This is a genomic window from Chitinophaga rupis (assembly GCF_900109685.1).
Taxonomy (GTDB): Bacteria; Bacteroidota; Bacteroidia; order Chitinophagales; family Chitinophagaceae; genus Chitinophaga; species Chitinophaga rupis.
Window position 1 is genome coordinate 226,441 of the sequence record NZ_FOBB01000002.1, and the last position, 23,044, is coordinate 249,484.

At 49.7% G+C, this 23,044-nt stretch carries 18 protein-coding genes; 12 read left to right on the forward strand and 6 right to left on the reverse strand.

All coding sequences use genetic code 11. The features are described from left to right. Positions 1 to 11 precede the first annotated feature (11 nt). A complete protein-coding gene (locus tag BMZ54_RS08175; RefSeq protein ID WP_089908989.1) occupies positions 12 to 524 on the forward strand; it encodes a hypothetical protein in 513 nt (170 codons plus the stop codon). 74 nt (positions 525 to 598) lie between these two features. Here the strand turns inward: BMZ54_RS08175 and BMZ54_RS08180 are convergent, their stop codons facing one another. Genes BMZ54_RS08180 through BMZ54_RS08190 form a run of 3 tightly spaced genes read right to left on the reverse strand, consistent with a single transcriptional unit; the run spans position 599 to position 3,668 of the window. Further along, positions 599 to 1,273 carry an ABC transporter ATP-binding protein gene (locus BMZ54_RS08180; RefSeq protein WP_089908992.1) on the reverse strand — a complete coding sequence of 225 codons (675 nt, stop codon included), beginning with the start codon at positions 1,271 to 1,273 and terminating at the stop codon, positions 599 to 601. 10 nt (positions 1,274 to 1,283) lie between these two features. Beyond that, positions 1,284 to 2,546 (reverse strand): ABC transporter permease, encoded by a 1,263-nt coding sequence (locus BMZ54_RS08185; protein WP_089908995.1) that lies wholly within the window; start codon positions 2,544 to 2,546, stop codon positions 1,284 to 1,286. 6 nt (positions 2,547 to 2,552) lie between these two features. Continuing rightward, a complete protein-coding gene (locus tag BMZ54_RS08190; protein ID WP_089908999.1) occupies positions 2,553 to 3,668 on the reverse strand; it encodes an efflux RND transporter periplasmic adaptor subunit in 1,116 nt (371 codons plus the stop codon). 201 nt (positions 3,669 to 3,869) lie between these two features. On the opposite strand from BMZ54_RS08190, the gene BMZ54_RS08195 reads away from it, so the two are divergent. From BMZ54_RS08195 to BMZ54_RS08215, 5 genes are read left to right on the forward strand one after another with little or no spacing between them, the layout of a single operon-like run. Further along, positions 3,870 to 5,375: a trypsin-like peptidase domain-containing protein gene (locus BMZ54_RS08195; RefSeq protein WP_089909001.1), complete on the forward strand. Its 1,506-nt coding sequence runs from the start codon at positions 3,870 to 3,872 to the stop codon at positions 5,373 to 5,375. 20 nt (positions 5,376 to 5,395) lie between these two features. Next, positions 5,396 to 6,232: a universal stress protein gene (locus BMZ54_RS08200; RefSeq protein WP_089909004.1), complete on the forward strand. Its 837-nt coding sequence runs from the start codon at positions 5,396 to 5,398 to the stop codon at positions 6,230 to 6,232. Positions 6,233 to 6,243: 11 nt separating this feature from the next. Then, positions 6,244 to 6,798, forward strand: a complete 555-nt coding sequence (locus BMZ54_RS08205; RefSeq protein WP_089909007.1) for a flavodoxin domain-containing protein — start codon at positions 6,244 to 6,246, stop codon at positions 6,796 to 6,798. 7 nt (positions 6,799 to 6,805) lie between these two features. Continuing rightward, a complete protein-coding gene (locus BMZ54_RS08210; RefSeq protein ID WP_089909009.1) occupies positions 6,806 to 7,732 on the forward strand; it encodes a 1-phosphofructokinase family hexose kinase in 927 nt (308 codons plus the stop codon). Then, positions 7,729 to 9,225 carry a L,D-transpeptidase family protein gene (locus BMZ54_RS08215; RefSeq protein WP_089909012.1) on the forward strand — a complete coding sequence of 499 codons (1,497 nt, stop codon included), beginning with the start codon at positions 7,729 to 7,731 and terminating at the stop codon, positions 9,223 to 9,225. The genes BMZ54_RS08210 and BMZ54_RS08215 overlap by 4 nt, the downstream gene beginning before the upstream one ends. A gap of 13 nt (positions 9,226 to 9,238) precedes the next feature. Here the strand turns inward: BMZ54_RS08215 and glgP are convergent, their stop codons facing one another. After that, on the reverse strand, positions 9,239 to 13,405 hold the full coding sequence (gene glgP, locus BMZ54_RS08220) for an alpha-glucan family phosphorylase (RefSeq protein ID WP_089909015.1): 4,167 nt from the start codon (positions 13,403 to 13,405) through the stop codon (positions 9,239 to 9,241). A gap of 20 nt (positions 13,406 to 13,425) precedes the next feature. Next, positions 13,426 to 15,405, reverse strand: coding sequence for an amylo-alpha-1,6-glucosidase (locus BMZ54_RS08225; protein WP_089909019.1), 1,980 nt, complete (start codon positions 15,403 to 15,405; stop codon positions 13,426 to 13,428). A 281-nt stretch (positions 15,406 to 15,686) separates the two neighbouring features. On the opposite strand from BMZ54_RS08225, the gene BMZ54_RS08230 reads away from it, so the two are divergent. From BMZ54_RS08230 to BMZ54_RS08245, 4 genes are read left to right on the forward strand one after another with little or no spacing between them, the layout of a single operon-like run. After that, positions 15,687 to 16,517: a universal stress protein gene (locus BMZ54_RS08230; protein ID WP_089909021.1), complete on the forward strand. Its 831-nt coding sequence runs from the start codon at positions 15,687 to 15,689 to the stop codon at positions 16,515 to 16,517. Positions 16,518 to 16,547: 30 nt separating this feature from the next. Continuing rightward, positions 16,548 to 17,675 (forward strand): site-2 protease family protein, encoded by a 1,128-nt coding sequence (locus tag BMZ54_RS08235; RefSeq protein WP_162277499.1) that lies wholly within the window; start codon positions 16,548 to 16,550, stop codon positions 17,673 to 17,675. A gap of 50 nt (positions 17,676 to 17,725) precedes the next feature. After that, on the forward strand, positions 17,726 to 18,547 hold the full coding sequence (locus BMZ54_RS08240) for a hypothetical protein (protein WP_089909026.1): 822 nt from the start codon (positions 17,726 to 17,728) through the stop codon (positions 18,545 to 18,547). A 6-nt stretch (positions 18,548 to 18,553) separates the two neighbouring features. Beyond that, positions 18,554 to 21,127 (forward strand): cation-translocating P-type ATPase, encoded by a 2,574-nt coding sequence (locus BMZ54_RS08245; protein WP_089909029.1) that lies wholly within the window; start codon positions 18,554 to 18,556, stop codon positions 21,125 to 21,127. On the opposite strand, the gene BMZ54_RS08250 is transcribed toward BMZ54_RS08245, so the two are convergent. After that, a complete protein-coding gene (locus tag BMZ54_RS08250; RefSeq protein WP_202909182.1) occupies positions 21,124 to 22,131 on the reverse strand; it encodes a zinc-dependent alcohol dehydrogenase family protein in 1,008 nt (335 codons plus the stop codon). The genes BMZ54_RS08245 and BMZ54_RS08250 overlap by 4 nt on opposite strands. 207 nt (positions 22,132 to 22,338) lie before the next feature. Between BMZ54_RS08250 and BMZ54_RS08255 the strand changes: the two genes are divergently transcribed. Further along, positions 22,339 to 22,575 (forward strand): YgaP family membrane protein, encoded by a 237-nt coding sequence (locus BMZ54_RS08255; protein WP_089909035.1) that lies wholly within the window; start codon positions 22,339 to 22,341, stop codon positions 22,573 to 22,575. 37 nt (positions 22,576 to 22,612) lie between these two features. After that, positions 22,613 to 23,020, forward strand: coding sequence for a hypothetical protein (locus tag BMZ54_RS08260; protein ID WP_089909038.1), 408 nt, complete (start codon positions 22,613 to 22,615; stop codon positions 23,018 to 23,020). Positions 23,021 to 23,044 lie beyond the last annotated feature (24 nt).

Sequence of the window (23,044 nt, forward strand, 5' to 3'; positions counted from 1 at the left end):
ACCCGTTTTTTATGCGTGGTAATATACTGTCTCCCGAATATATGCTATCCAATTTAATAGCATTTTTATTGCTGATACTGGCGATAAAACGACCCCTGATCACCCGGGCAATAATAAGCCTGATATTTTTAGGCGCCGGCTGCTATAATGGAATACTGGCCATTTATTATCCCGAACGCTACCTGATCTATGCTGACCTGACCGCATCCCCCATGTATGAAACATTTATCAGGGGTGCATTCAGCCGTCATATAACCTCCTATATTATGTTCATTGCCGTTATGCAGCTCATAACCGGAACCTTAATAGGATGGAAGCGCGGGTGGATGAAAGCTGCCCTGGGAGCGGCTGCGATCTTTCTTATTGGTATTGCGCCCTTAGGCGCCGGCTCAGCGTTCCCCTGCAGTATTTTGCTGGCCATCGCCTGCCTGATACTAATTTTTGATGCGGGAGAAGAGTCGTTACCGGACGCATTGCACAGGAAATATCTGAAAGGCGCCGGTTATCATGGAAAATACAAATAATACCTGTTGTTACTAAAACACCTGCTATACATTTACACGTTCAGGACCAGCGGCAACGCTGGTCCTGTGTTTTATCACCCTGTTATTTTCCCGTCCACCATTTGAATGATCCGGTCTGACCTGCGCGCGAAATCTTCATCATGTGTAACGGTTATAATGGTATTACCCTGCTGCGCAATCTCATGAAAGATGTCAAATATAATAGCGGTATTGGCGGAGTCCAGGTTACCGGTAGGTTCGTCTGCCATTATAATATCCGGTTTATTTATCAATGCCCTGGCAATGGCAATCCTTTGCTGCTGCCCGCCGGAAAGCTTGCCCGCCGGCTTGCCGGCAAGATCCTGCATTTGCATTTGTTGCAGCTTTTCCATGGCTTGCTGTTCAATAGCCGCGGTATCCAGCGCCCCCAGCTTGATGGCAGGCATCATTACATTTTGCAGTACGGTAAACTCCGGCAGCAGGTAATGGAACTGGAACACAAACCCAATGTGCCGGTTCCGGAACCGTGCCAGCGCGCGCTCATTTAAACCGCTTACCACGGTGTTGTTTATGGTAATGGTGCCTTCGTAATCAGTATCCAGGGTAGAAAGCAGGTATAACAGCGTAGATTTTCCACATCCGGATTTCCCCATAATAGAAATAAACTCGCCTTTCTGCACGGTGAGCGATACATCATTCAGTACATGAAATTCCTGCGGCTCGTGAAAGTACTTATTGAGCTTAACAGCTTCCAGAACGGGTGTTTGCATAATATAAGTGTTATCCCCGGAGAATGGCTACCGGGTCAATTTTAGCTGCTTTAAGGGCCGGCAGCATACCGGCCAGGAAAGTAGTAAGAATGCCAAACAGCATCCCAAAGAAATAATATTGGCTTTCAAAAAGCACCGGGAAGAATTTTATGCTTACATAACCATCTTCCGGGAATGGTACCCTGGACATGCCAAACGATAACAGGAACCCCAGTAATAATCCCAGCAGGCCGCCGGCTATGCCTATAATGAGCGACTGTGACAGGAATATCTGCATTATATCCGCCCCCGTAAAACCCTGCGCTTTTAAAATAGCAATGTCTTTCAGCTTATTGGTAATAACCATGTTCATGATGTTATAAATACCAAAACCGGCTACTACCAGCAATGTAAAGCTCACTACATAGGTGAGCGTATCACGGATGGTATTGCCGGCCTTGATGGAGGCATTTACCACCTCCCAGTCATCTGCCGTATAACCGTATTTCCTTGCATAAACTGCAGCCAGCTTTTTTGCCTCGCGGGTATCTTTGAGTTTTATACGGATGTCGGTAATATAATCGCGGTCTTTGCCCAATAGCTGCTGCATGCTGGCAAGATTGATATACGCCCTGAATTCATCCATGGTAGAAATGCCGAACTTAAAAAGACCCACCACCCTGCAGCGCAGCTGGGTGCCGGATTGTGTAGTAAGCGTTACCAGGTCGCCGGGAGCGAGGTTCAGGTCTTTTGCAAGCTTGTAACCCATTATAATGCCGTTGTCCATGCGAAGCAGGTCATCCGTACGGCCGGCGATCATTTTTGCCGACAGGCCAAACATTTTATCCTCCGCCATAATATCCACACCGTCCACGCTGGCCGCCCACTGCACGGGTCCGTAATTGAAAATAACCAGGGAAGAAAGCAGGGGAGATACTGCCAGGATCCTGTCCGACTTTCGCAGGTCATTCACAATTCCCGGCGCATTTTTAATATTCAGGTTTACCTGTTTCGGTTTGGGATGCCGTACAATTATCCATTTGCCTGCCGGGTCAGAAAAATAGCGGCCGGCCAGCGAGGTGGAATAATCCGTGTTTAATTTGTTGTAGATCCGGATGTCTGCGGTGGTAGACATCATAAGGTCCTGCAGGAACTGGTTCACGCCTTTCATAAAGCTGATCATGAGAATAAACATGGCAATGCCAAAGGTTACGCCCAGCATGGCCACCACCGTTTGCCGCTTACGGGCAAGCAGCTGTACACGGGCAATATTAAGATTAAGACCTAACGACATAGCTATTTATTTACCGGTCAGCAATACAGGTGTTCTTTCGTCAATACCGCCCAGTATTTCCACATAATCCAGCGTAAGGATGCCGGTGCTTACCGCGGTCATTTTCTTTTTACGGTTTGTTCTTATATACACACTGTCTTTTGCCGCCAGCGCATCCCGCGGCAGCACCAGCGCATTCTTTTTCCTTTGAATAATAATATTGGCTTCTACGGAGCTGTGTATGTAAGGGTCAGGAGGCGGTTGCACAAAGCGTGCATCCACGCGAAAGGTTTGGTCGGCCTCATTCATTACCGGGAATATTTGTGTAACTACTGCAGGGAATATGGTGCTGCCTGTTACATCAGCCTGTACCAGCACAGTTTGGCCGGTTCTGATGCGGTTAATGTCCTGCTGGTCTACCGCAAGCCGCAGCAGCTTTGGGCCCCGTGTGCCCATAAGCGCCACTATCTCGTTATTGCGTACTGCTTCGCCGGTTTCCTTAAAGGTCTGGTACACCACTCCGTTTGCCTGGCTGCTAATGAAATAATCCTGCAGGTCATGCCTGGCTGTAGAAAGGTTGCTTCCGGCGCTGCTGCGGGAAAGGCGTGCATCATTCAGCGCCGCCCGGTACTTCTGCTCCGCTATTTTTTGCTGTGCCATGGAAAGCTGGTAATTGCTGAAGGTGTTATCGAGATTGCTTTTGGAGCCGATCTGTTTTTCCCATAGCCGCTTCCACCGGAAATAAGTGATGGAATCATTCTGCAGGCGGATGTTGGCGCTTTGCAGGGATAGCTGCAGATCGTTCAGTAAAGGGGACTGTGCGGAAAGGTTAGTAACGCTCACATTATAACCTTGTTGCGCTGCTTCCAGCCGCGCCTGTGCCGCATCGTTGGAGATCACATACAACACCTGTCCCTTATGAACGGTGTCGCCATCCCGCACCAGCTTCTTTATAATCCTTCCGTTGCTGAGCGCAAACAGGCTGTATTCGTTTTCCGCAACAATTTTCCCGGAGGCATACACGGCGTCAACCAGCTCGCGTTTTTGCGGGTACACCACCGGTGGCTGATCCTTACAGCTGCAGCAGCAAATGGTGGTTGCCAGTATGAACCGGATACGAAGGTTAAGATAGGTGCGTGTCATAATGGAGGAATAAGGCCATAAAATTCGCTTTGCAGGATGGTATGCCAAATGATAACTGTCAGTGAAAGGTTTGATTATTGTCAATGCGGCCGGATGCAGCGTGCATGACGATAATCAGCCCGCAAACCGGCTGCCGTCATTTACCGGCGCATAGGGTAAGTATAATTTAGTGCTGCGATTATTCACTTTAAATACTGCTTTATGAAAACGGGTAAAAGCAATAACACGTCCCAACACGCTACAACAACCGGTGCAGCAACAATATTGCGGCTTATAACATGGTCACTGGCCTGCCTGCCGGTTATGGCGGGTTTTGCCCAGGAAAAGAAAGTGGTTATTAAAGCGGATCCCGCCCCGGTTATTTCCCTGCAGGAAACGCAGCGGCAGCCGGCAGTAAACCCGGTGCCCGGCGGTGAATTAGCAGGCAACGCAGGTTTTAGCTTCCGGCATGCCGCGCATACGGCGTTGCCGGGGGTAGTACATATTTTGTGCACCTATCAGCCGAATATAAAAAAGCCGGTTAAACCGGATTCAAAGCTGCGAAGCGAGGATATCTGGAATAACAGTTACCAGCCACCGGAAGGCGAGCTGGTAGGCAGCGCCTCCGGCGTGCTGCTAAGCGACGATGGGTATATTGTAACCAATTATCATGTAGTAAAAGGTACCCGCTCACTGGATGCCATTCTCTATGATCATAGTATTTACCGCGCAGAAGTTGTGGGCACAGATTCTATGACAGACCTGGCAGTATTAAAAATAGAGTCAGAGAGATTATTGCCTTTCGTGAAAGCCGGCCGTACGGATTCCCTGGAGGAAGGCGACTGGGTGCTGGCAATAGGTAATCCGCTAAACCTGCCGTCTACGGTAACCGCCGGCATTATCAGCGCAAGATCCCGGTTTGTTCGTACGCAGGATGGTAAGCCCGGTAAATATGCTTTTATTCAAACAGACGCCGTAACTAATGATGGCAGCAGCGGCGGCGCCCTTGTAAATATGCAGGGAGAGCTGATAGGCCTTAGCGCAGGCAACTTTACCCGTGATGGCAATTATAGCGGATATTCCTTTTCCATTCCGGCAGAGATAGTGGTGAAGGTAAGCAATGACCTGATCCGCTATGGGCGCAACCGCCGATCCTACCTGGCTGCACATCTCCTGGAGATGCCGCAGGTACGCGGTGCATATATCGGCGCGCTTGCAAAGAATGGCGCCGCTGAGAAAGCCGGCATGCAAAAAGGGGATATCATTACTGCTTTTGGCGGCCGGCCCGTAACCACAGTTGAAACATTAAACCATGAGCTGATGCTGCACCACCCCGGCGACCAGGTGACCCTAACCCTCGAACGCAATGGCATAGCCCGTTCACAGGCAGTGGTGCTGGATGCACAGGACTATACGGCATCCGGCGCGGCCCTGGGAATGGACCTGCTTTTCCGGCAGCTGGGCATTGAAGTAGCCGAGGTGTTTGAAAAGGAGAAAACCCAGCTTCATTTGAACGGAGGCCTGCGCGTGGTTAGTTTGAACAATGGTACAATAGACCAGTGCACCAGTATTGAACCCGGCTTTATTATCACCGAAGTAAATAACCTGCCGGTGACCTCGCAGGAGGATCTCTTTAATATCCTGAAAAACTTTAAAGGCCGGGTGCTGATAGCCGGCATGTACCCCGATTATCCACGGACATTGATCTATGCCGCATTTAACTTATAACATTATAAAACCCAATTGCTATGAAAAAGATCGTTGCTGCTATTGATATGCTGAATTTTTCCGAAGAGCTGTTAAGTAATTTGAAACTCATTGCCAGGGAAGTGAACGGCAAGCTTAGCATTGTATTTCTCGAAAACATTATTGCAGGCGGCATACCACTGGCCAGCGCTTACCCTGAGGCCTACACAGCAAACTACCAGGCGCTGTTGCAGGAGAGTATGGATGAACGGGATCGCCTGCGGAAAGAGCATCTCGATTATCTGTTCACTATCTGTGGCGATGGTGAAGTGGAGTTTACATTGCATGAGTCCATTGGCTCACCTGTGCAAAAAGTAGTGGAGGAAAGCCGGTTTGCAGATCTGCTGCTGATAAGCAGCAGCACTTCTTTTGCTACTTTGTATGACAGCAAGCCGCCACAGTTCGTAAAAGATGTGCTGGTACAGGCGCAATGCCCCGTGATGGTATTGCCGGAAAAAAGCATCCGGATTAAAGAGCTCATTTTCTCCTATAACGGCACGTTCTCTTCCATGTATGCCATCCGTCAGTTCACACAACTATTCCCCGACCTTAGTGATGTACCTGTAAACCTGGTATATGTGGCAGAGGGCAACCGCAGCACTTTGCCGAACGAAAGCCTGGTCCTGGGTTACCTGGACTACCACTATGACGAGGTAAAATATACCGTGCTGAATGGCGATCCTGCGGCAGAATTTTTAAACCTGCTGTCCCATCACAGGAATTGCCTGGTAACTTACGGGGCCTTTGGCAGGAGCACGCTGTTCCGTTTTTTCCAGCATAGCAATGCAGAGAATGTTTTGCGCAGCATGGATATCCCTGTATTTATTACACATCCTTAAATACACCTGTTATGAAAGGTATTATAATCTATAAAGGAAAGTATGGAGCCACACTGCAATATGCAGACTGGCTGGGCGATGCTCTGGGATTACCGGTGTTCCCTGCGGGGGATGAGAGGCCCTCCGCATTTGCGGTGGCAGATTACGTGATCATGGGCAGCAGCATTTACATCGGTAAGCTGCAGCTGGGTGAGTGGATGCTTAACAACGAGGCGTTACTGCTGGATAAAAAACTGTTTTTTTTCGTGGTATGTGGTACGCCGTTAAATGAGCGGGCTAAGCTGGAGCAGTATATTGAAAAAAATGTGCCGCTACTGATCCGGCAACGTTGCTCTTTTCATTTTTTGCCGGGCCGGCTGGTGTTTAAGAAGCTCTCCTGGACAGATCGTTTGTTGCTCAGGATTGGAGCCTGGCTGGGAAAGAAAAAAGGTGAAACCATCGTAATGCAAGACTATGATGAAGTAAAAGAGGCGCACCTGCAAAGCCTGATAAATACGGTCAGAGACCAATGCAGGATACCATCAGTATCCATTGATAAAGATATGCTTAAACAACCTGTAAAATAATCAAGCCATGATCCTTACAGTTACCATAAACCCTGCAATAGACAGAACAACCACTCTGCCCAAGTTGATCCGGGACAAAAAATTACGTTGTACAGAGCCGCTGGTTGAAGCAGGTGGTGGCGGTATTAATGTGAGCAAGGCTATAAAACTGCTGGGTGGTGAAAGCCTGGCTGTTTTCCCTGAGGGCGGTACCAATGGAAAATTATTGCAGCAGCTGCTGGCAGCAGCACATATCCGTTATGATGCCGTTCACACGGCGGCAGAAACGCGGGAGAATTTTACAGTAACAGAACTTGCTACAAATGCACAATACCGTTTTGTAACACCCGGAGGACCGATGAGCGAAGACGAAATTGAAAAGTGTTTGCATGCTATCAGCAATGTGTATCCCGTTCCGCAGCTCATAGTGGCCAGCGGCAGCCTGCCGCCGGGTGTACCGGATAACTTTTATGCGCGCATTGCCCGCATTGCAAAGGCACGCAACATAAAATTTATTGCAGATACTTCCGGCAGGCCCCTGCAATTAGCCCTGCAGGAAGGTGTGTACCTGCTTAAACCTAACCTTACGGAACTTTGCAGCCTGGCCGGCAGGGAATACCTGCAAATAGATGAAATTGAGCGTGTAGCCAGGGACGTTATTGCAAAAAGTAACTGTGAGGTATTAGTGGTATCCATGGGGCCGGAAGGAGCCTGGTTAATCACAAAAGACAGCAGCGAGCATATTGCGGCGCCGGAGATCGTTCCGCTCAGTACCGTAGGGGCGGGCGACAGTATGGTGGCGGGTATCGCCTACATGCTGGTTCAGGGCGCTCCGTTAAGTGATTGTGTGCAATTCGGAGTAGCCTGCGGCAGCGCGGCAACCATGAATGCGGGTACACAATTGTTTAAGAAAGAAGATGTTTTCAAATTGTACGGCAGCCTGAAAGTTGTATGAAAACCATTATACGTTTTACCTGTTTTATGGTTTTCCTGCCAGCGGCACTTAGCTCTCATGCGCAGGTAAGAACAGCAACGGCTGCATTTTACAAAGCAACCGGCAACAACCTGGTCTGGGTAAATGCAGCCGGAAGAAAAAATCTTTTATTGCTGGCAGGTTATATAGCACAAGCGCCATACCTGGGCCTGCAGCCGCAAAGCTACAGGCCGCAGCTGTTAAGCGGTTTGTTAGATGGGATGCCTGTCATCCCGCCCACCGGGGCCGATTCGGTTTTAACAGACCAGCAGGTAACGGCCATCGCCATTCAGTTTTTTAGCGATGTAGCCTATGGCTGGTTTAAAGGACCGCCGGTGAAATTTAACGGCCCGGCTTATGATCCCAGAAAAGAGAGCGACATATCCGCAATGCTGGCCGCCTCCCTGTTAACTAATACCTTTGATACTTTTTTGCGGGAAACAGAGCCTGATGACCCGGCCTATCATCTTATTAAGGATAAGATCGCCTTCCTTTATAACCAGGTTACAGACACTGCTTTTAAAGAAATTCCGGTCAGGGCTGCTAACGTAGATAGCAGCAACCGGCCTTTGCTGCTCAGGTTAAAGCAATTGGGCATTCCGGATACCATGCAGGTAACAGGAAAGCTTACTGTGCCGCAGGTAAGGCTAAGATATGCCCAGCGGATGTTTAACCTGCTGGATGATGGCTCCTTACGCAGCAGTGTACTGAAGGCGCTGAATGTACCCATTGCGGCAAGATTGCAGGCCCTTGACCAGGCGTTAAATGTTCAGCGGTGGTTATCTGCCGCTAAAAAGCAGGCTGCCGTTATAGTGAACATTCCTTCCGGCGACCTGGTTATGTACCGGCAGGATACACCTTTGGTTCACTCCCGGGTGATCACAGGTAAAAAAAGCACGCCAACGCCTACACTTTGCAGTCATATTACAGAGGTTATTTTGTTCCCTTACTGGATGGTACCCTATAAGATAGCCACCAAAGAATTATTACCCCATATTCAGCAGGATATCGGTTACCTGGAAGCAAACGGGTTTGAGGTGCTGGATAAAAGTGGCCGGGCCGTAGATCCCTTCAATGTAAAATGGCATACCCTCAGCCCTGGTTATTTCCCCTATGTTATCCGGCAAAATACCGGTTGTGATAATTCGCTGGGTATTATAAAGCTGAACTTCTATAGCCCCTTTAGTGTATACCTGCATGATACGCCCTGGAAAAGCCTGTTCATGCTGAACCAGCGCTTCTTTAGCCATGGCTGCGTAAGAGTGGAGGAGGCCGCAGTGTTAGCCCGTATTTTGCTGAAAGAACAGGCTGTTGTTATAGATACCCTGATTACAAGAGCAGCTTCCCCAACCGGGAAACCCATTACATTTCCTTTAACAGAGCCAGCCTGGGTATTTATATTGTATAATACTGCCTGGCTAAACGAAGAAGAACAGCTGCGGTTTTACGATGATGTATATGGCATTGCACCCTGAGCCGGCCGGCTTATTATATCCAGGTAATTAACGGAAAATCCATACGGTGAGGTAGCGCCGGATGTTTTGCAAATATCCTGAAGCTATAGCTGTAGGTTCCGGAGAATGTTAGCGGCAGCCGGCACTGGAATGTTATATTATTGTTCTTTACCGCGCTTACTTCCAGCTCCTGCACGTGCAGATAATCATCTGCCTGGCTGTTACGGGATAGCAGTACTTCAACCCCTACATCATTCACCGCCAGGCTGCCTATGTGCAGGGTTATTACAGCAGTGAGGGCTTCTCCCATTTTTTGTACGGGATTGTCGCCGGCGGGCAGGGTTATATCCATTACATGGATCCCGTGCCAGGCATCGCGGGTATTTTTCTTCCATGCAGCCAGCTGTTTTGCCAGCGCATATTTGTCAGCCCGCAGGGCCTGGGTTCTTTGGTATAACTTTTCGTAACTCCCGCGGTATTCCTTTACCACACGCATCATGTCATAGCTAGGTGCAATTTCTGAAAGCGATGCTCTTATCATAGCGATCCATTTTTCCGGTACGCCATTAGCGTTCCGCTCATAAAAACGGGGAACGATCTCGTTCTCAAGCATGCTGTATAGCAGGGAGGCATCCTGCACATCCTGCAATGCATCCTGCATAAAAATGTTATCGCCTTCCAGGGCCCAGCCCGCGTCTTCACGGTAAGCTTCTGCCCACCAGCCGTCTTTTACACTGCAGTGCAGCGCGCCGTTCAATACAGCTTTCATACCGCTGGTACCCGAAGCTTCTTTTCCTATGCGCGGTGTATTCAACCATACATCTACTCCCTTTACCAGCAGTGCGCTCAGCTCCATATCATAATCTTCCAGGAACAGGATGCGGTTGTTCAGCCGCGGGTCCCTGGATGCCTGAATCACCTGCTTAAGCAAGCCGGCGCCATCTCCGTCGTCCGGGTGCGCTTTACCTGCAAATATGATCTGCACCGGTCGCGCGCTGTTATTTACAATAGCCGACAGCCGCTGCAGATCTGTAAACAGCAGCTGCGCCCTTTTATAGGGGGCAAACCTGCGGGCAAAACCAATAAACAGCGTAGCTGCGTTCAGGTTATCCAGCACCTGCAATATTCTCCCGGTATTTTCATGTGTGCCGGTAAGCGTAGCATGCAGTCTTTTTCGGATGGCCTGTACCATGTCCTTTTTTAGCGACTGGCGTATTTTCCATATGTCTGCAGCTGCTGCGCTGTTGCTATAACCCTGTTTCCATTTTTCAGCAGTCCAGGTGGGCGTATGTACACCATTGGTTACATGGGTAATATGCAGCTCCGCCGGTTTAAAATCTTTCCACAACGGCTGCAGCAGCCGGCGCGATATTTCTTCATGTAAGCGGCTCACGGCATTGATCTCCTGCGATAGGTGCGCTGCCAGGTAGAACATGGAGAACCGGTCACCGCCGTTATCCGCTCTTCCAAATGCCATTAACCTTTCCCAGGGAATGTTAAGGTCTGTTGCCAGGTAAGATAAATAAGCCCGGAGCTGCGCTTCTTCAAACGTATCCATAGCTGCGGCTACAGCGGTATGCGTTGTAAATTGCATACCGGCTTTAACAATTTCCAATGCCTCTTCAAAGCCAAGGTGCGATTGCTGTACCAGCTGCCTTATTCTTTCCAGGCCTGCAAATGCGGCATGCCCTTCGTTGATATGGTATAGGTCCGGCTGCAGGTTCAGTGAAGCAAGCAAACGAACACCGCCTATACCCAGCAATATTTCCTGCTGCAAACGCAGTTCCGTATTGCTGTTGTACAGGCGCGCTGCAATATGGCAGTCTTCCGCTCTGTTGCCTGGCACGTCTGTATCCAGCAGGTATAAGCTTACACGCCCCACCTGCACCTTCCATACACCCGCGCTTACCGTGCGACCCGGGAAGGCCACGGGTATAAGCAGCGGCGCGCCGTTGCTGTCATAAACAGGATAAACGGGCAGGTCGCCCGGTGTCATTATATCCGGCAATACCAGCTGATCGCCCTGTGGTGATATAACCTGTTTAAAATATCCCTCCCGGTATAACAGGCCCACCGCCACCAGTGGTATATAACTGTCGCTGGCAGCTTTCAGGTAGTCGCCGGCCAGCACACCCAGACCGCCGGCGTATATTTTCAGGTTGTTATAAATACCGTACTCCATGCTGAAGTAAGCCGTCAGCGGCATGCTCTCCGGCGGCGCCTGTAAATACTGCTGCAGCCGCTCATGCACATGGTTAAGCATGTGCATGAAATATGCATCATTTACCAGGCGGTTAACGGTTGGCAGGTCAAGCGAGTTAATTAATGCCGGTGGATTATGCCGGCACAATTCCCACTGTGTATTATCTATATAGGCAAACAGTGCTGCTGCATCCGGCTGCCAGCTCCACCAGATGTTGGCGGCAATATTTTGCAATGGCTGTAAAGCCGCCGGCAGGGCAGGTTCTACCTGTATGTTCCTCCATACAGGTATTGATAACAGCTCCTCTTCCTCCACTACTACGGGGGCTGCCTGTGGTTTGTCGCGGAAAAGCTCCTCTCTTTGAAGGCTTTTCTGCAGCGCCAGGTCATAGGCCTGGTAATACCGGCTGATAAGCTGCTCCCAATGGAACTGCCGGCTCAGTGCTGCTGCGCTTTCACGGGCTGCCGTCACAGCATTGCTGCCGGCTGCCGCATATTCACGGATAATTCCCGCGATGGCGGCTGCAGCTTCGGTTTCATTGTTATCATTACGCGCTACTATATACATTCCCTGTCCCTTGTAAGCGGGCAGCTGGCTTACCGTAGCGCCAAAACCGGAAAGCGCGGTGGTAACAGCCGGTATATGAAAGGCAAGGCTTTCCAGTGGTGTGTACCCCCAGGGTTCATAATAGGAGGGGAACACGGCCAGGTCAAAACCTATCATTACATCATAATACGGCATATTAAAAACGCCATCTGCGCCATCCAGGTAAGTGGGCACAAAAAATATTTTCACATTAGTACCAGGGGCATTGTTCAGCTGCTGCTGCCGTATGCGGGTTAATACCGGGTCAGTGTCTGCATTTTGCAGGTTATGTGTAAGGATCTCACCCGTGCGTGGATGTGAAAGGTCCGGTGTGTCAAGGCTGTCCAGCAGCATTTTCCTGGGGCCTGTATGCGCAGCCGGCACAAATATAAAAGCTACAATCGTTTTATCCTGTAAAGGTGTTTTGTTCAGCAGGCCCAGGCTGTCAATAAACACGTCCATACCTTTGTTCCTGAACTCATACCGCCCGCTTTTTATTACCAGCAGGCTGTTTTCCGGTAAGGCCTGCTGCAGCAGGGCTGTAGCTACGGCCAGTATTTTTTTCCGGGCAGCCTGGCGGCGGTCCTCAAACTGCGCGGCATCCGGTACAAAAGAATCATCAAAACCATTGGGTGTTATAAGGTCGGCGCGCTTACCCAGCAGCTGCTCACACTCACGGGAAGTGAACTCACTTACACAGGTGAAACAATCGGCAGTAGCTGCCGCAGTTTTTTCCAGGGAGCATTTGGCTACCACATTGTTGTCACGCGCAGCCTGTTCGGCATTAATGCTGTTAAGGCGGCTGTAAAAAGCTTGTCCGCTGCCGGCAAGTGTTCTGCCCAGCACTGTTGCATGTGTGGTGAATACAGTGGCTATCTGCGGTATCTTATCTTCCAGGTAAAGGATCCCCGCGCCGGTCATCCATTCATGGAACTGGGCAATTATTTTATCTGTTGCATTCAGGTGGCAATGGTAAAAATGCGCGATGGCAATACCCGCTGCATATCCGAATATTGCCGGCTCTATATAATCCCATTGCCCGCGCAGGGAATCCAGCCGGTATTTTACCCACAGCTCTGTGAACAGCTTGTCTTTTTGTTTGTAAAGCGGTGTAAAGTCTATCAGTATCACCAGCGGTTTTCCCGGAATGTTCCAGCGCCCGGTTCTCACGCGCAGGCCTTCATGTTGGATATGCGCTTTCCAGGTGGTGAACAGATTCTTGTTTTCAATAAACTCCGGATGCTCCCCGCTGGCGGTTTGCAGGTCGGGCCCTATCATGATCAGCCGGTCGCCCCAGCGCTCCTGCAGCAGGCGTGCTTTTGTTGCCAATACGGTGTGTATGCCGCCTACTTTATTGCACACTTCCCAGCTTACTTCAAAAATATAATCAGGCTCGTATGTTGTGTCTTTCATCGGGTTTTTATGGGTTGTGTTTAAGCTGCCGGAACCGGTTTCGTTTTATAAGTATGAATAATATTCTTCATCCTGATCAGCTCTGCTACGCTCCAGGCCTGTGCTACGGCGCCACCGCCGTTATGGGGGTAATCACCGTCAAATACTTCCGGTATCGTATGCAGGCATCCTTCTTCCAGTACCGGCTCCATGCCTGCGTACAGCTCTTCCAGCATGGGCAGGGCAGCATCCCGGAACACTCTCAGGCAGGCTGTTGTAAAATGTGCCAGTAACCAGGGCCATACTGTTCCCTGGTGATAGGCGATATCCCGTACCTGCTGGTTACCGCCGTAATGCCCGTGGTAACGCGGGTCTGAGGTTGATAACGTGCGCAGGCCGCGGCTGGTAAGCAGCTCGCTCACTACCTTTTCCATTACCTCTGCCTGCTGGTGCGCCGTAAGGGGAGAGTAGTACAATGACACTGCAAAAAGCTGGTTGGGTCTGATGGACCAGTCCTTAAACCCGTCCTGCACATGATCGGCCAGGTACCGTTTCTCATAATCCCAAAAGCAATGTGTAAAAGATGTTCTTATGAGGGGGGGATAAGGTCCCCACTCTTCTTCAAAGCTGCTATCACCTGCTTCATAAGCCAGCTCCAGGCAAAAGCAAATAGCATTGTACCAAAGCGCATTCAGCTCCACTGCTTTACCATTGCGGGGTGTTACCGGCCCGCCGTCCACAACGGCATCCATCCATGTTAATGCATCGCCGGTTCTGCCTGCATTTAACAGGCCGTCAACATCCATTTTAATATCATAATGAGTGCCTTTGCTGTAATGCTGCAGTATGGATGTTAGCTCCCGGTGATAAGTATGCCATACTTCTTCGGGGCTTTCATAGCCATAATGCACATATTGCTGTAAGGCCCATATCAGCCACAGGGAGGCATCTGCGGTATTATACATAATATGCCCGCCGCTATCGGTATTAGGCAGCAGCCCGTCTTTAAGACCGGACAATAACGTATTCAGCACCTGGATGAACGCTGGCGCGTTGTCGGTAAGCAGTGTAAGGCCTGGCAGCGATATGCAGGTATCCCGGCCCCAGGTTCCGAACCAGTAGTAACCAGCTTTGATGCAGGCCGTATCGCCCTTATGGATAATGAACTGGGCGGCCGCATTTTTAAGATGGTCTTCCATGGTGTGCGGCTTCTTTTTTTCAATTACCTGCGTATTAAATGCCGTATCATAACCGGCGGGGTCTGTGCCTTCCAGGCCGGCGCCGAATATAATGGACTGGCCGGGAAGAAGGCTAAGCTCAAAATATCCCGGTGTGTACAGATCCTCATGAAAGTCATATCCTCTTTGTGCCTCTTCCTCGTATTCATAATGGTAATACCAGTCCGGTGTATGTGTAAACGTTACCGGCCCGGATAGCTGCAGGTAAAGGGTGCTGTAGCATTCATATGGTTGTACGGCAATACCGTTTTCCAGTGGAATGATCTGCTGGTTTACCTGTTCATTATGCCGGGTAAGCGCGTGTACATTCCTGAAGGCCAGCATCGGCAGCAGGCACAGGGTAACTTCCGCAGGCGCATCCAGCAGGGTATAACGGATCAGCAGGGTATTGGTCTGACCGTCAAAAAGCAGCTCCTTTTTAAGGACGGCATTTCCGAACTCGTAGATCCAGGAGGGGAATGGGCTTGCAGAAAATGCGGTGATATACCGGTATCCTTCCGGGTAGTATACCCCGGTATAACGATGTGTGCTTAAACGCCAGGCGGTATCTTCACTCAGCACCTTTTCATCCAGTGAAGAAAGCAGCACATGCATCTCGTCGCTGTCCGGCATTGCCGGTGCAGCCAGCAGACCGTGATATTTGCGCGTATTGCAGCCGCAAATAGTAGCAGCGCTGTAAGCGCCGTAACCGGAGGTTTGCAGGAATTCCTTGCTGATGGCGGATTCCGGACTGCTCATTAAACCTTCGCCGGCCTGTTTAAGTGGGGGAAATGCGGTAAGCATAAATGTATGTTTATGAAGCCATGATCAATTGGGTGTTTACATCCACGCTTTCATTTCATAATTCATTCATTACATCCTGTTTCAGCTCAAATTTAACGCTATCTATACCTGTGCGGCAATGACCTTCATTAGCCGGGTGAATGACGTGCATCAACCTCCTCATTGTCAGTTAAGGAAAAAAGCCTGTCTGATAACGATCATTGCTGCGCGTGAGCACGGTCATTCTTTAGGCTTATATCAACATATAATTTAGTGTGCAATCTTACCTCAAAACCTATTTTATGGAAAAGATCTTATATGTTACAGATGCCGTGCAGCTAAATATAAAATGCCTTGATTTTGCCTGTTTCCTGTGTAATCTCACCCATTCCAGGCTTACCGGCGTTTTTCTCGAAAACCTGGAATATGAAGCCCGTTCCAGGAAAGCATTACAGGCGGCGGCTGTCGGTACCCGCCTGTACGGAAAAACCAGGAAGGAAGTAAAAGAGATCTATTGCGAGGATAACATACAGCATTTCAAAGAAGCTTGTGAGGTCAGGGATGTATGTTGTAATGTGCATCACGACAGGGGCGTACCCATTCTGGAAGTAATGGCAGAAAGCCGTTATGCCGATCTTATTATAATAGATGCCAACACCTCTTTTACAGAGGAGAGGGAAGGAGCGCCCACCGGTTTTGTCAGGGATGTGCTGAAACAATCTGAATGCCCGGTGGTAATAGCACCGGAAAGCTTTGAAGCTATAGAGGAGATCATTTTTACCTACGATAACAGCCGTTCCGCTGCATTCGCCATCCGGCAATTCACCCAGCTGTTCCCGGAATTGCGCGACCGTAAGGTCACCATCGTGAGCGTAATGCCCCCCGGCAGATCAACCCTCGACAAGTATAAGCTGAAAGAATGGTTAAAAGATCATTATGACGATATAGCATTTGAGATCATAGAGGACCGCCGCGCCCGCACCCGGTTATTGGAATACCTGCTGGAGAAAAATAATGCTTTTGTAGTGATGGGCGCTTATGGCCGCAGCCTGCCGTCCAACATTTTTTCACCCAGCCACGGGCGGCCGGTAGTGGGTACCCTATCACATCCTGTTTTTATTGCACACAATTAATTACCGGCCATGGCAAACAAAACAAGCATCATGAAAAAGATCAAATTACTAACTGTGCTGGGGGTACGTGTAAATATACACTGGACCTTCCTGCTGCTGATTGCCTGGATACTGATCATGCAGGCGGTAAGCCGTGCCAGCATGGAGCAAACCATATGGGCATTGGTGGCCATAAGCAGCATATTTGCCTGCGTGGTGCTGCATGAGCTGGGCCACGCGCTGACCGCTTCCTATTATCATATAAAAACAAGGGATATTACCCTGTACCCGATTGGCGGTATAGCCACTATGGAAAAGCTGCCGTCAAAACCGCCGGAAGAAATTATTATCAGCCTGGCAGGCCCGCTGGTAAACCTGGTGATAGCGGCCGTGCTGCTGCCCTTTATACCGGATTATGTACCCTTCTGGAAAACTGCAGGTGTGATCGATAATGTGCAGGCCGGCAATTTCGTGTTATACCTGCACAGCATTAACATGATCCTGGCATTGTTTAACCTGATCCCCGCTTTTCCCATGGATGGCGGCCGGGTATTGAGAGGCATACTGGGCCTGTTCCTGCATGATGATAGCCCAACATACATTGCAATATTAACCGGCCGTATTATAGCAACGTTATTTATTCTCATAGGCTTATTTTCCTTTAACCTGATACTGCCTGTAATAGGATTGCTGATCGTGTTTGCGGATGCGGGAGAGGAGCAGCTGGTATACCTGCGCACCGCGGTTAAAGGTATACGCTTAAAGGAGCTGGCGGTGCGCGACTATGCCACTTTGCAGGATGACCTTACCATACAGGAGGTGGCTGAGGAATGGCTGCCCGCACACTATCAGTACTTTGCCATAACCGGCAAACACGGGCTTGTGGGAGTAATAACCCGGAGTGTATTATTGCAGGCGCTTGCAGCCGGAAGGTATAACGAGGCTATTGGAACCCTGGTAAGCCAATCCCCGGAAATATTAGCGGGGGAGCGCACCGGTGACAGCATTATTGATAAGCTGTTACTGCAGAATAATGCAGTTTATCCCGTACTGTCTGATAACCAGCTGGCCGGAGTACTTAGCCTGGATAGCATTATTGAGTACCTGCTGATCCATGATACACAAAAAAAATCGCAGGGGCACAGGGCTTCTGTAACAAGATTGCTGCACCAGGCATAAAACACCATCTTATCCCGCACTTATTATAAAGACATTTAAAAAATAAGATCATGAAAAAAATACTGCTTGCCTTTGATGACGGACATTATTCAAACGGAGCTTTTGAATTTGCCCGCAGGCTGAACGAAATTGAACCCATATTATTAACCGGTGTTTTTTTGCCGCAGGTTGACTTTACCGGCGCCCTTAATTATGCCAACGGCGGCGCAGGTACGTTTCTGCCGATTATAGAAGACTATTACCCTGACATTATAGCACGGCAGGTGAAGATGTTTGAAGAAGCCTGTGTACGCCACCAGATAGAGTTCCGTGTACATAAAGATCATTTGGATTTTGCCATGCCGGAGCTCAGAAAAGAAACCCGTTTTGCCGACCTGCTTATACTGGGCAGCGAAAAGTTCTACAGCAATATAGGCGCCGAAATACCGAATGAATATCTGCGCATGGCGCTGCATGAAGCTGAATGCCCGGTGATACTGGCTCCGGAGGACTTTAACTTCCCCGCATCAAATGTATTAGCTTACGACGGCAGCGCCGATGCGGTATATGCCATTAAAAGCTTTAGCAGCTTATTCCCGGAACTATGCGGGAACAGCACCACCCTGGTATATTCTTCAAACAAATCAAACCCTGAGATGCCGGACCTGCCGTATATCCAGGAGCTGGCCGCACGCCATTTTGCTGATCTTAACCTGGAAGTGCTGGCTGCTGATCCCGGAAAATATTTTGAAACCTGGTTAAATGAGATCAAAGATCCCATATTGGTATGCGGTTCATTTGGCCGCTCCGGTATTTCCCGGACCTTTAAACAGAGCTTTGTAACGCAGGTTACCGGCAGCCATCGTTTACCGGTATTTATTACCCATCGCTAAGATATTATGAAATGGCACCGGTTAGGTATAAACGAAATACAGGAATTGCTGGATACCAGCCCCCAGGGCTTAAGTACAGCAGATGCGGAGGAAAGGTTATTACAAGGCGGCCCCAATGAGCTGCAGGAAGGTAAAAGAAAAAGCATAGCCGGCGTACTGCTGGCCCAGTTCAAAGACCTGATGATATTGATCCTGCTGGCTGCTGCGGTGATCTCCGGTATTATGGGTGACCTTACAGATACAATTATCATTCTTATCATTGTACTGCTGAATGCCCTTATTGGTTTTATACAGGAATACCGCGCGGAAAAAGCCATGCAGGCATTAAAGAAAATGGCGGTTGCGCAGGCCAGGGTATTACGCGACGGCGTAAGCACCTGGCTTGCTGCAGCGGAGCTGGTACCGGGCGATGTAGTTTTCCTGGAAGCCGGTAACGCGGTACCGGCGGACCTGCGCATTATTGAATCCTTCAACCTCACCATTGAAGAAGCGGTGCTCACCGGCGAATCACATGCTATACAGAAAACCGGGCTTTCGCTGGATGAAGCGGATCCGCCGCTGGGCGATAAAAAGAATATGGCTTTTAAAGGTACGCTTGTAACATACGGCCGTGGCACCGGGATGGTGGTAGCCACCGGTATGCAAACGGAGCTGGGCCGCATTGCATCGATGCTGCGGGAGGAAGAAACGCTTACCCCCCTGCAGCAGCGGATGGCTTCCTTTGGAAAACATCTGTCAGTACTGGTGCTGTTCCTTTGTTTTATTTTTTTTATAGCCGGTTACCTGCGTGGTGAGGACGTGATGAAAATGATACTCACCAGCATTTCCCTGGCTGTTGCGGCTATTCCCGAAGCATTACCGGCAGTTATTACTATTTCCCTGGCAACATCCGCCAAAAGGCTGGTACGTTTTAATACCCTTATAAGAAAGCTGCCTGCCGTAGAATCATTGGGCGCAGTAACGTATATCTGCACGGATAAAACAGGCACCCTCACACTTAATAAAATGCATGTGGAGGAAGTATTTGTAAACGGCCGGTTGTACGGGCATACACAGCTTCCCTTACTTGCACAGGAGCCTGCCGGCAGGTTGTTGCTGGAAGCTTTTGTGCTGAACAATGATGCGGCGCCCGATAAAGGGGAAAATATCCGGGGCGACAGCACGGAAGTAGCGTTGCTGGAGGCCGCCATAGCGCAGGATATACACCCTGCGGCCGGACCACGGCTGGCAGAAATAGCCTTTGATGCCGGACGCAAATTAATGACCACTTTTCACGCATATAACGGCCATTATATTGCCTTCACCAAAGGTGCGCCGGATGTATTGCTGCAGCATTGCATTGATGCAGATACAGCTGCCATTGCTGAACAGGTGGATACCATGGCTGCCGGCGGGCGCCGGGTATTGGGTTTTGCCTGCCGGTATTGGGATACAGTACCCACAGATCCTGTGAGCGAAGTACATGAGCGCGGTTTGCAGTTCCTGGGGCTGGCCGGTATTATAGATCCGCCGCGGGAAGAGGTGCTGCAGGCCGTAGCACAGTGCAAGGCAGCAGGCATTATACCGGTTATTATTACCGGCGATCATCCGCTCACTGCCAGGAATATCGCACAACGCATAGGCATTTTAACCAGTGAGCATGACCTGGTGATCACCGGTGGGGAGCTGGCTGCTATGAATGAAGACACTTTTGCGGCACAGGTAGAGCATATAAGGGTATATGCCCGGGTATCGCCGGAGCAAAAGCTGCAGATCGTAAAAGCGCTGCAGCATAAGGGGCATTATGTAGCCATGACCGGCGATGGTGTAAACGATGCGCCATCCCTGAAACGCGCCAATATTGGCATAGCCATGGGTATTACCGGTACCGATGTGGCAAAGGAAGCGGCGAACATGATATTGCTGGATGATAATTTTTCCACTATTGTAAAAGCGGTGCGGGAGGGCAGAAGGATCTATGACAACATCCTTAAGTTCATCAAATACCTGATGACCTCCAACTCCGGCGAATTATGGACCTTGCTGTTAGGCCCGTTCATAGGGCTGCCGGTGGCTTTGCTGCCCAGTCATATCTTATGGATTAACCTGGTAACTGATGGTTTGCCTGCCATTTGCCTTTCGTTTGAAAAAGCAGAAAAAGATATTATGAACAGGCCACCGCGCCCCCCGGGAGAAACTGTTTTTAGCCAGGGCAGGGGCCTGCATATGATCTGGGTGGGTATGCTGATGGCGGGCGTTACGCTGGCTGCACAAAGCTGGGCTATCAGGAACGGGCTGCACTGGCAAACCATTGTGCTGAATGTATTATGCCTTAGCCAGATGGGCCATGTGCTGGCCATACGCTCGGAAAAACAATCCCTTTTCCGCACCGGCCTCCTTTCAAATAAGCAGCTTACAGGCGCTGTAATAATGGTGCTGCTGTTGCAGGTGGCCATTACCTATATCCCGTTCCTGCAGTCGGTTTTTCACACGCAGGCACTTTCCCTGGCGGAGTTTGTTATTACCGGCCTGCTTTCTTCGGTGGTATTTATTGCGGTGGAAATTGGAAAGGTGGTTTCAGGAAGAAAGATCCGCGTTTAGATCTGACCCGGCATTACCAGCACTGCGGCGCCCTCGAATGCGCCTTTCCGCAGCTGATCCAGCGCTTCATTTGCCTGGTGCAGCTCAAACATTTTAGTGGTGGTTTTTACCGGTACTTTACCGGCAATGTCCAGTAACCGGGTACCATCTTCCCGCGTAAGATTTGCTACCGAACAAATACTGCGTTCCTCCCACAGTATGCTGTACGGAAAGGAGGGTATATCGCTCATATGAATACCTCCGCAAACTACCTGCCCGCCTTTATCGGTTGCTGCCAGCGCCTGTGGCACCAGGCTACCGTCCGGCGCAAAAATAATAGCGGCATCCAGCGGCTGCGGAGGCATTTGTAAGGAATCACCGGCCCATATTGCGCCGGTTTCTTTTGCAAATTGTTGTCCTTTCAGATCACCTTCCCGGGTAAAGGCATAGATCTTTTTTCCCTCGTATGCCGCCACCTGCGTAATAATATGCGCCGCCGCTCCAAAACCGTAGATACCAATGTGCTGCGCTGCCGGGTGTATCATCCGGTAGGAGCGGTAGCCGATCAATCCCGCACATAATAAAGGCGCTCCAGAGGCATTGCCATACCGCTCCGGCAGTGGAAAGCAATACTGCTCCCAGGCTACAGTATGGGTAGCATAGCCGCCGTTGATAGTATAACCGGTAAAGCCGGCCTGCTCACACAGATTCTCCCTGCCGCTGCGGCAATATTTACAGGTGTTGCAGGTATAGCCCAGCCAGGGTATACCCACTAAGGCGCCCGGTTGCAGCTTAGCGCCAGGGCCACCGCTTATAACAACACCGATGATCTCATGACCCGGTATTAACGGCAGCTTGGGATGCGCCAGCTCACCGTCTATAATATGCAGATCTGTACGGCATACGCCGCAGGCAATTACTTTTACCAGTACCTGTCCCTCTGCCGGAACAGGAAGCGGCAGGTTCCGGAGCACCAGGGGCTGCCCGGGCCCCTCCATAACCATTGCCAGCATTAATGAAGACATGTGCGTTTAAGATTACGGTGATATAATACAATCCCTCTAAAGTTACGTATAACAATTGCAGCAGGTAATGATCCGCATTAATAACCAGGCTAACCATGATCAGCCGCATGATCACAATCAATCTTTCAACTGGCGGCCGTCATTCATCCGGGGGCATAGCGGGTGTAATTTAGTACTACATCTTATTCACTTTAAATTCCTGAATGTATGAAAAAGAATATGGGTACCACAGACCGTATCATCCGTATAGCCGCTGCGCTTGTTTTGGGCTATTTAGCCTATTATAAAATTACTAATGCTAACCTGGTGCTGGTGCTTACTATTGTGAGCATTATACTTTTCATTACCGCGGCATTTGGAACCTGCCCCCTGTATACAATACTGGGCATTCAAACCACACCCCGGAAACAGGATAATACCGTGGCCGGCCATCCAAAGCATTAATAACACCTTATAGCTTCACCGATTAAAATGCTGCAATATGTTACTGGAAATACGTGACGATAAAACCATTGCTATGCTGAAGAAAGATTTTTCCGGGCATTTCCCTTTCCTGAAACTGGAATTCTTTGATCAGCCTCATCACCTGTCTGAAGGCTCGCCGGAAGGGCACAGGCTATCACAGCACAACCTGGTAGGCAATATCCGGAACCGCCATAACAAGGGCACACTGGAAATAAATTCCCGGCATACGCCCTATTATATTGAAAAGCAGTTAAAGAATCGCTTCGGCTTATATGCGCAGGTATACCGGATTGAGGCAAATGGCTGGATACAAACCGCCGGCAGCGATCTGGTTACACTGAAAGAGCAGAATGAAGTAGCACGTTTGGCCATGGAAAGTAAACATGAGGATGCCTTTGACGATTTCCTGGAAAGCGAGTATTAGGAGATATATTTTACCAGCTTATAA

Coding starts and splice junctions, on each gene's coding strand:
- BMZ54_RS08215 (WP_089909012.1), top strand. CDS start 7,729: ATGAAAACCATTATACGTTTTACCTGTTTTATGGTTTTCCTGCCAGCG.
- BMZ54_RS08190 (WP_089908999.1), bottom strand. CDS start 3,668: ATGACACGCACCTATCTTAACCTTCGTATCCGGTTCATACTGGCAACC.
- BMZ54_RS08250 (WP_202909182.1), bottom strand. CDS start 22,131: ATGTCTTCATTAATGCTGGCAATGGTTATGGAGGGGCCCGGGCAGCCC.
- BMZ54_RS08200 (WP_089909004.1), top strand. CDS start 5,396: ATGAAAAAGATCGTTGCTGCTATTGATATGCTGAATTTTTCCGAAGAG.
- BMZ54_RS08225 (WP_089909019.1), bottom strand. CDS start 15,405: ATGCTTACCGCATTTCCCCCACTTAAACAGGCCGGCGAAGGTTTAATG.
- glgP (WP_089909015.1), bottom strand. CDS start 13,405: ATGAAAGACACAACATACGAGCCTGATTATATTTTTGAAGTAAGCTGG.
- BMZ54_RS08175 (WP_089908989.1), top strand. CDS start 12: ATGCGTGGTAATATACTGTCTCCCGAATATATGCTATCCAATTTAATA.
- BMZ54_RS08210 (WP_089909009.1), top strand. CDS start 6,806: ATGATCCTTACAGTTACCATAAACCCTGCAATAGACAGAACAACCACT.
- BMZ54_RS08195 (WP_089909001.1), top strand. CDS start 3,870: ATGAAAACGGGTAAAAGCAATAACACGTCCCAACACGCTACAACAACC.
- BMZ54_RS08180 (WP_089908992.1), bottom strand. CDS start 1,273: ATGCAAACACCCGTTCTGGAAGCTGTTAAGCTCAATAAGTACTTTCAC.
- BMZ54_RS08230 (WP_089909021.1), top strand. CDS start 15,687: ATGGAAAAGATCTTATATGTTACAGATGCCGTGCAGCTAAATATAAAA.
- BMZ54_RS08235 (WP_162277499.1), top strand. CDS start 16,548: ATGAAAAAGATCAAATTACTAACTGTGCTGGGGGTACGTGTAAATATA.
- BMZ54_RS08185 (WP_089908995.1), bottom strand. CDS start 2,546: ATGTCGTTAGGTCTTAATCTTAATATTGCCCGTGTACAGCTGCTTGCC.
- BMZ54_RS08240 (WP_089909026.1), top strand. CDS start 17,726: ATGAAAAAAATACTGCTTGCCTTTGATGACGGACATTATTCAAACGGA.
- BMZ54_RS08245 (WP_089909029.1), top strand. CDS start 18,554: ATGAAATGGCACCGGTTAGGTATAAACGAAATACAGGAATTGCTGGAT.
- BMZ54_RS08205 (WP_089909007.1), top strand. CDS start 6,244: ATGAAAGGTATTATAATCTATAAAGGAAAGTATGGAGCCACACTGCAA.
- BMZ54_RS08260 (WP_089909038.1), top strand. CDS start 22,613: ATGTTACTGGAAATACGTGACGATAAAACCATTGCTATGCTGAAGAAA.
- BMZ54_RS08255 (WP_089909035.1), top strand. CDS start 22,339: ATGAAAAAGAATATGGGTACCACAGACCGTATCATCCGTATAGCCGCT.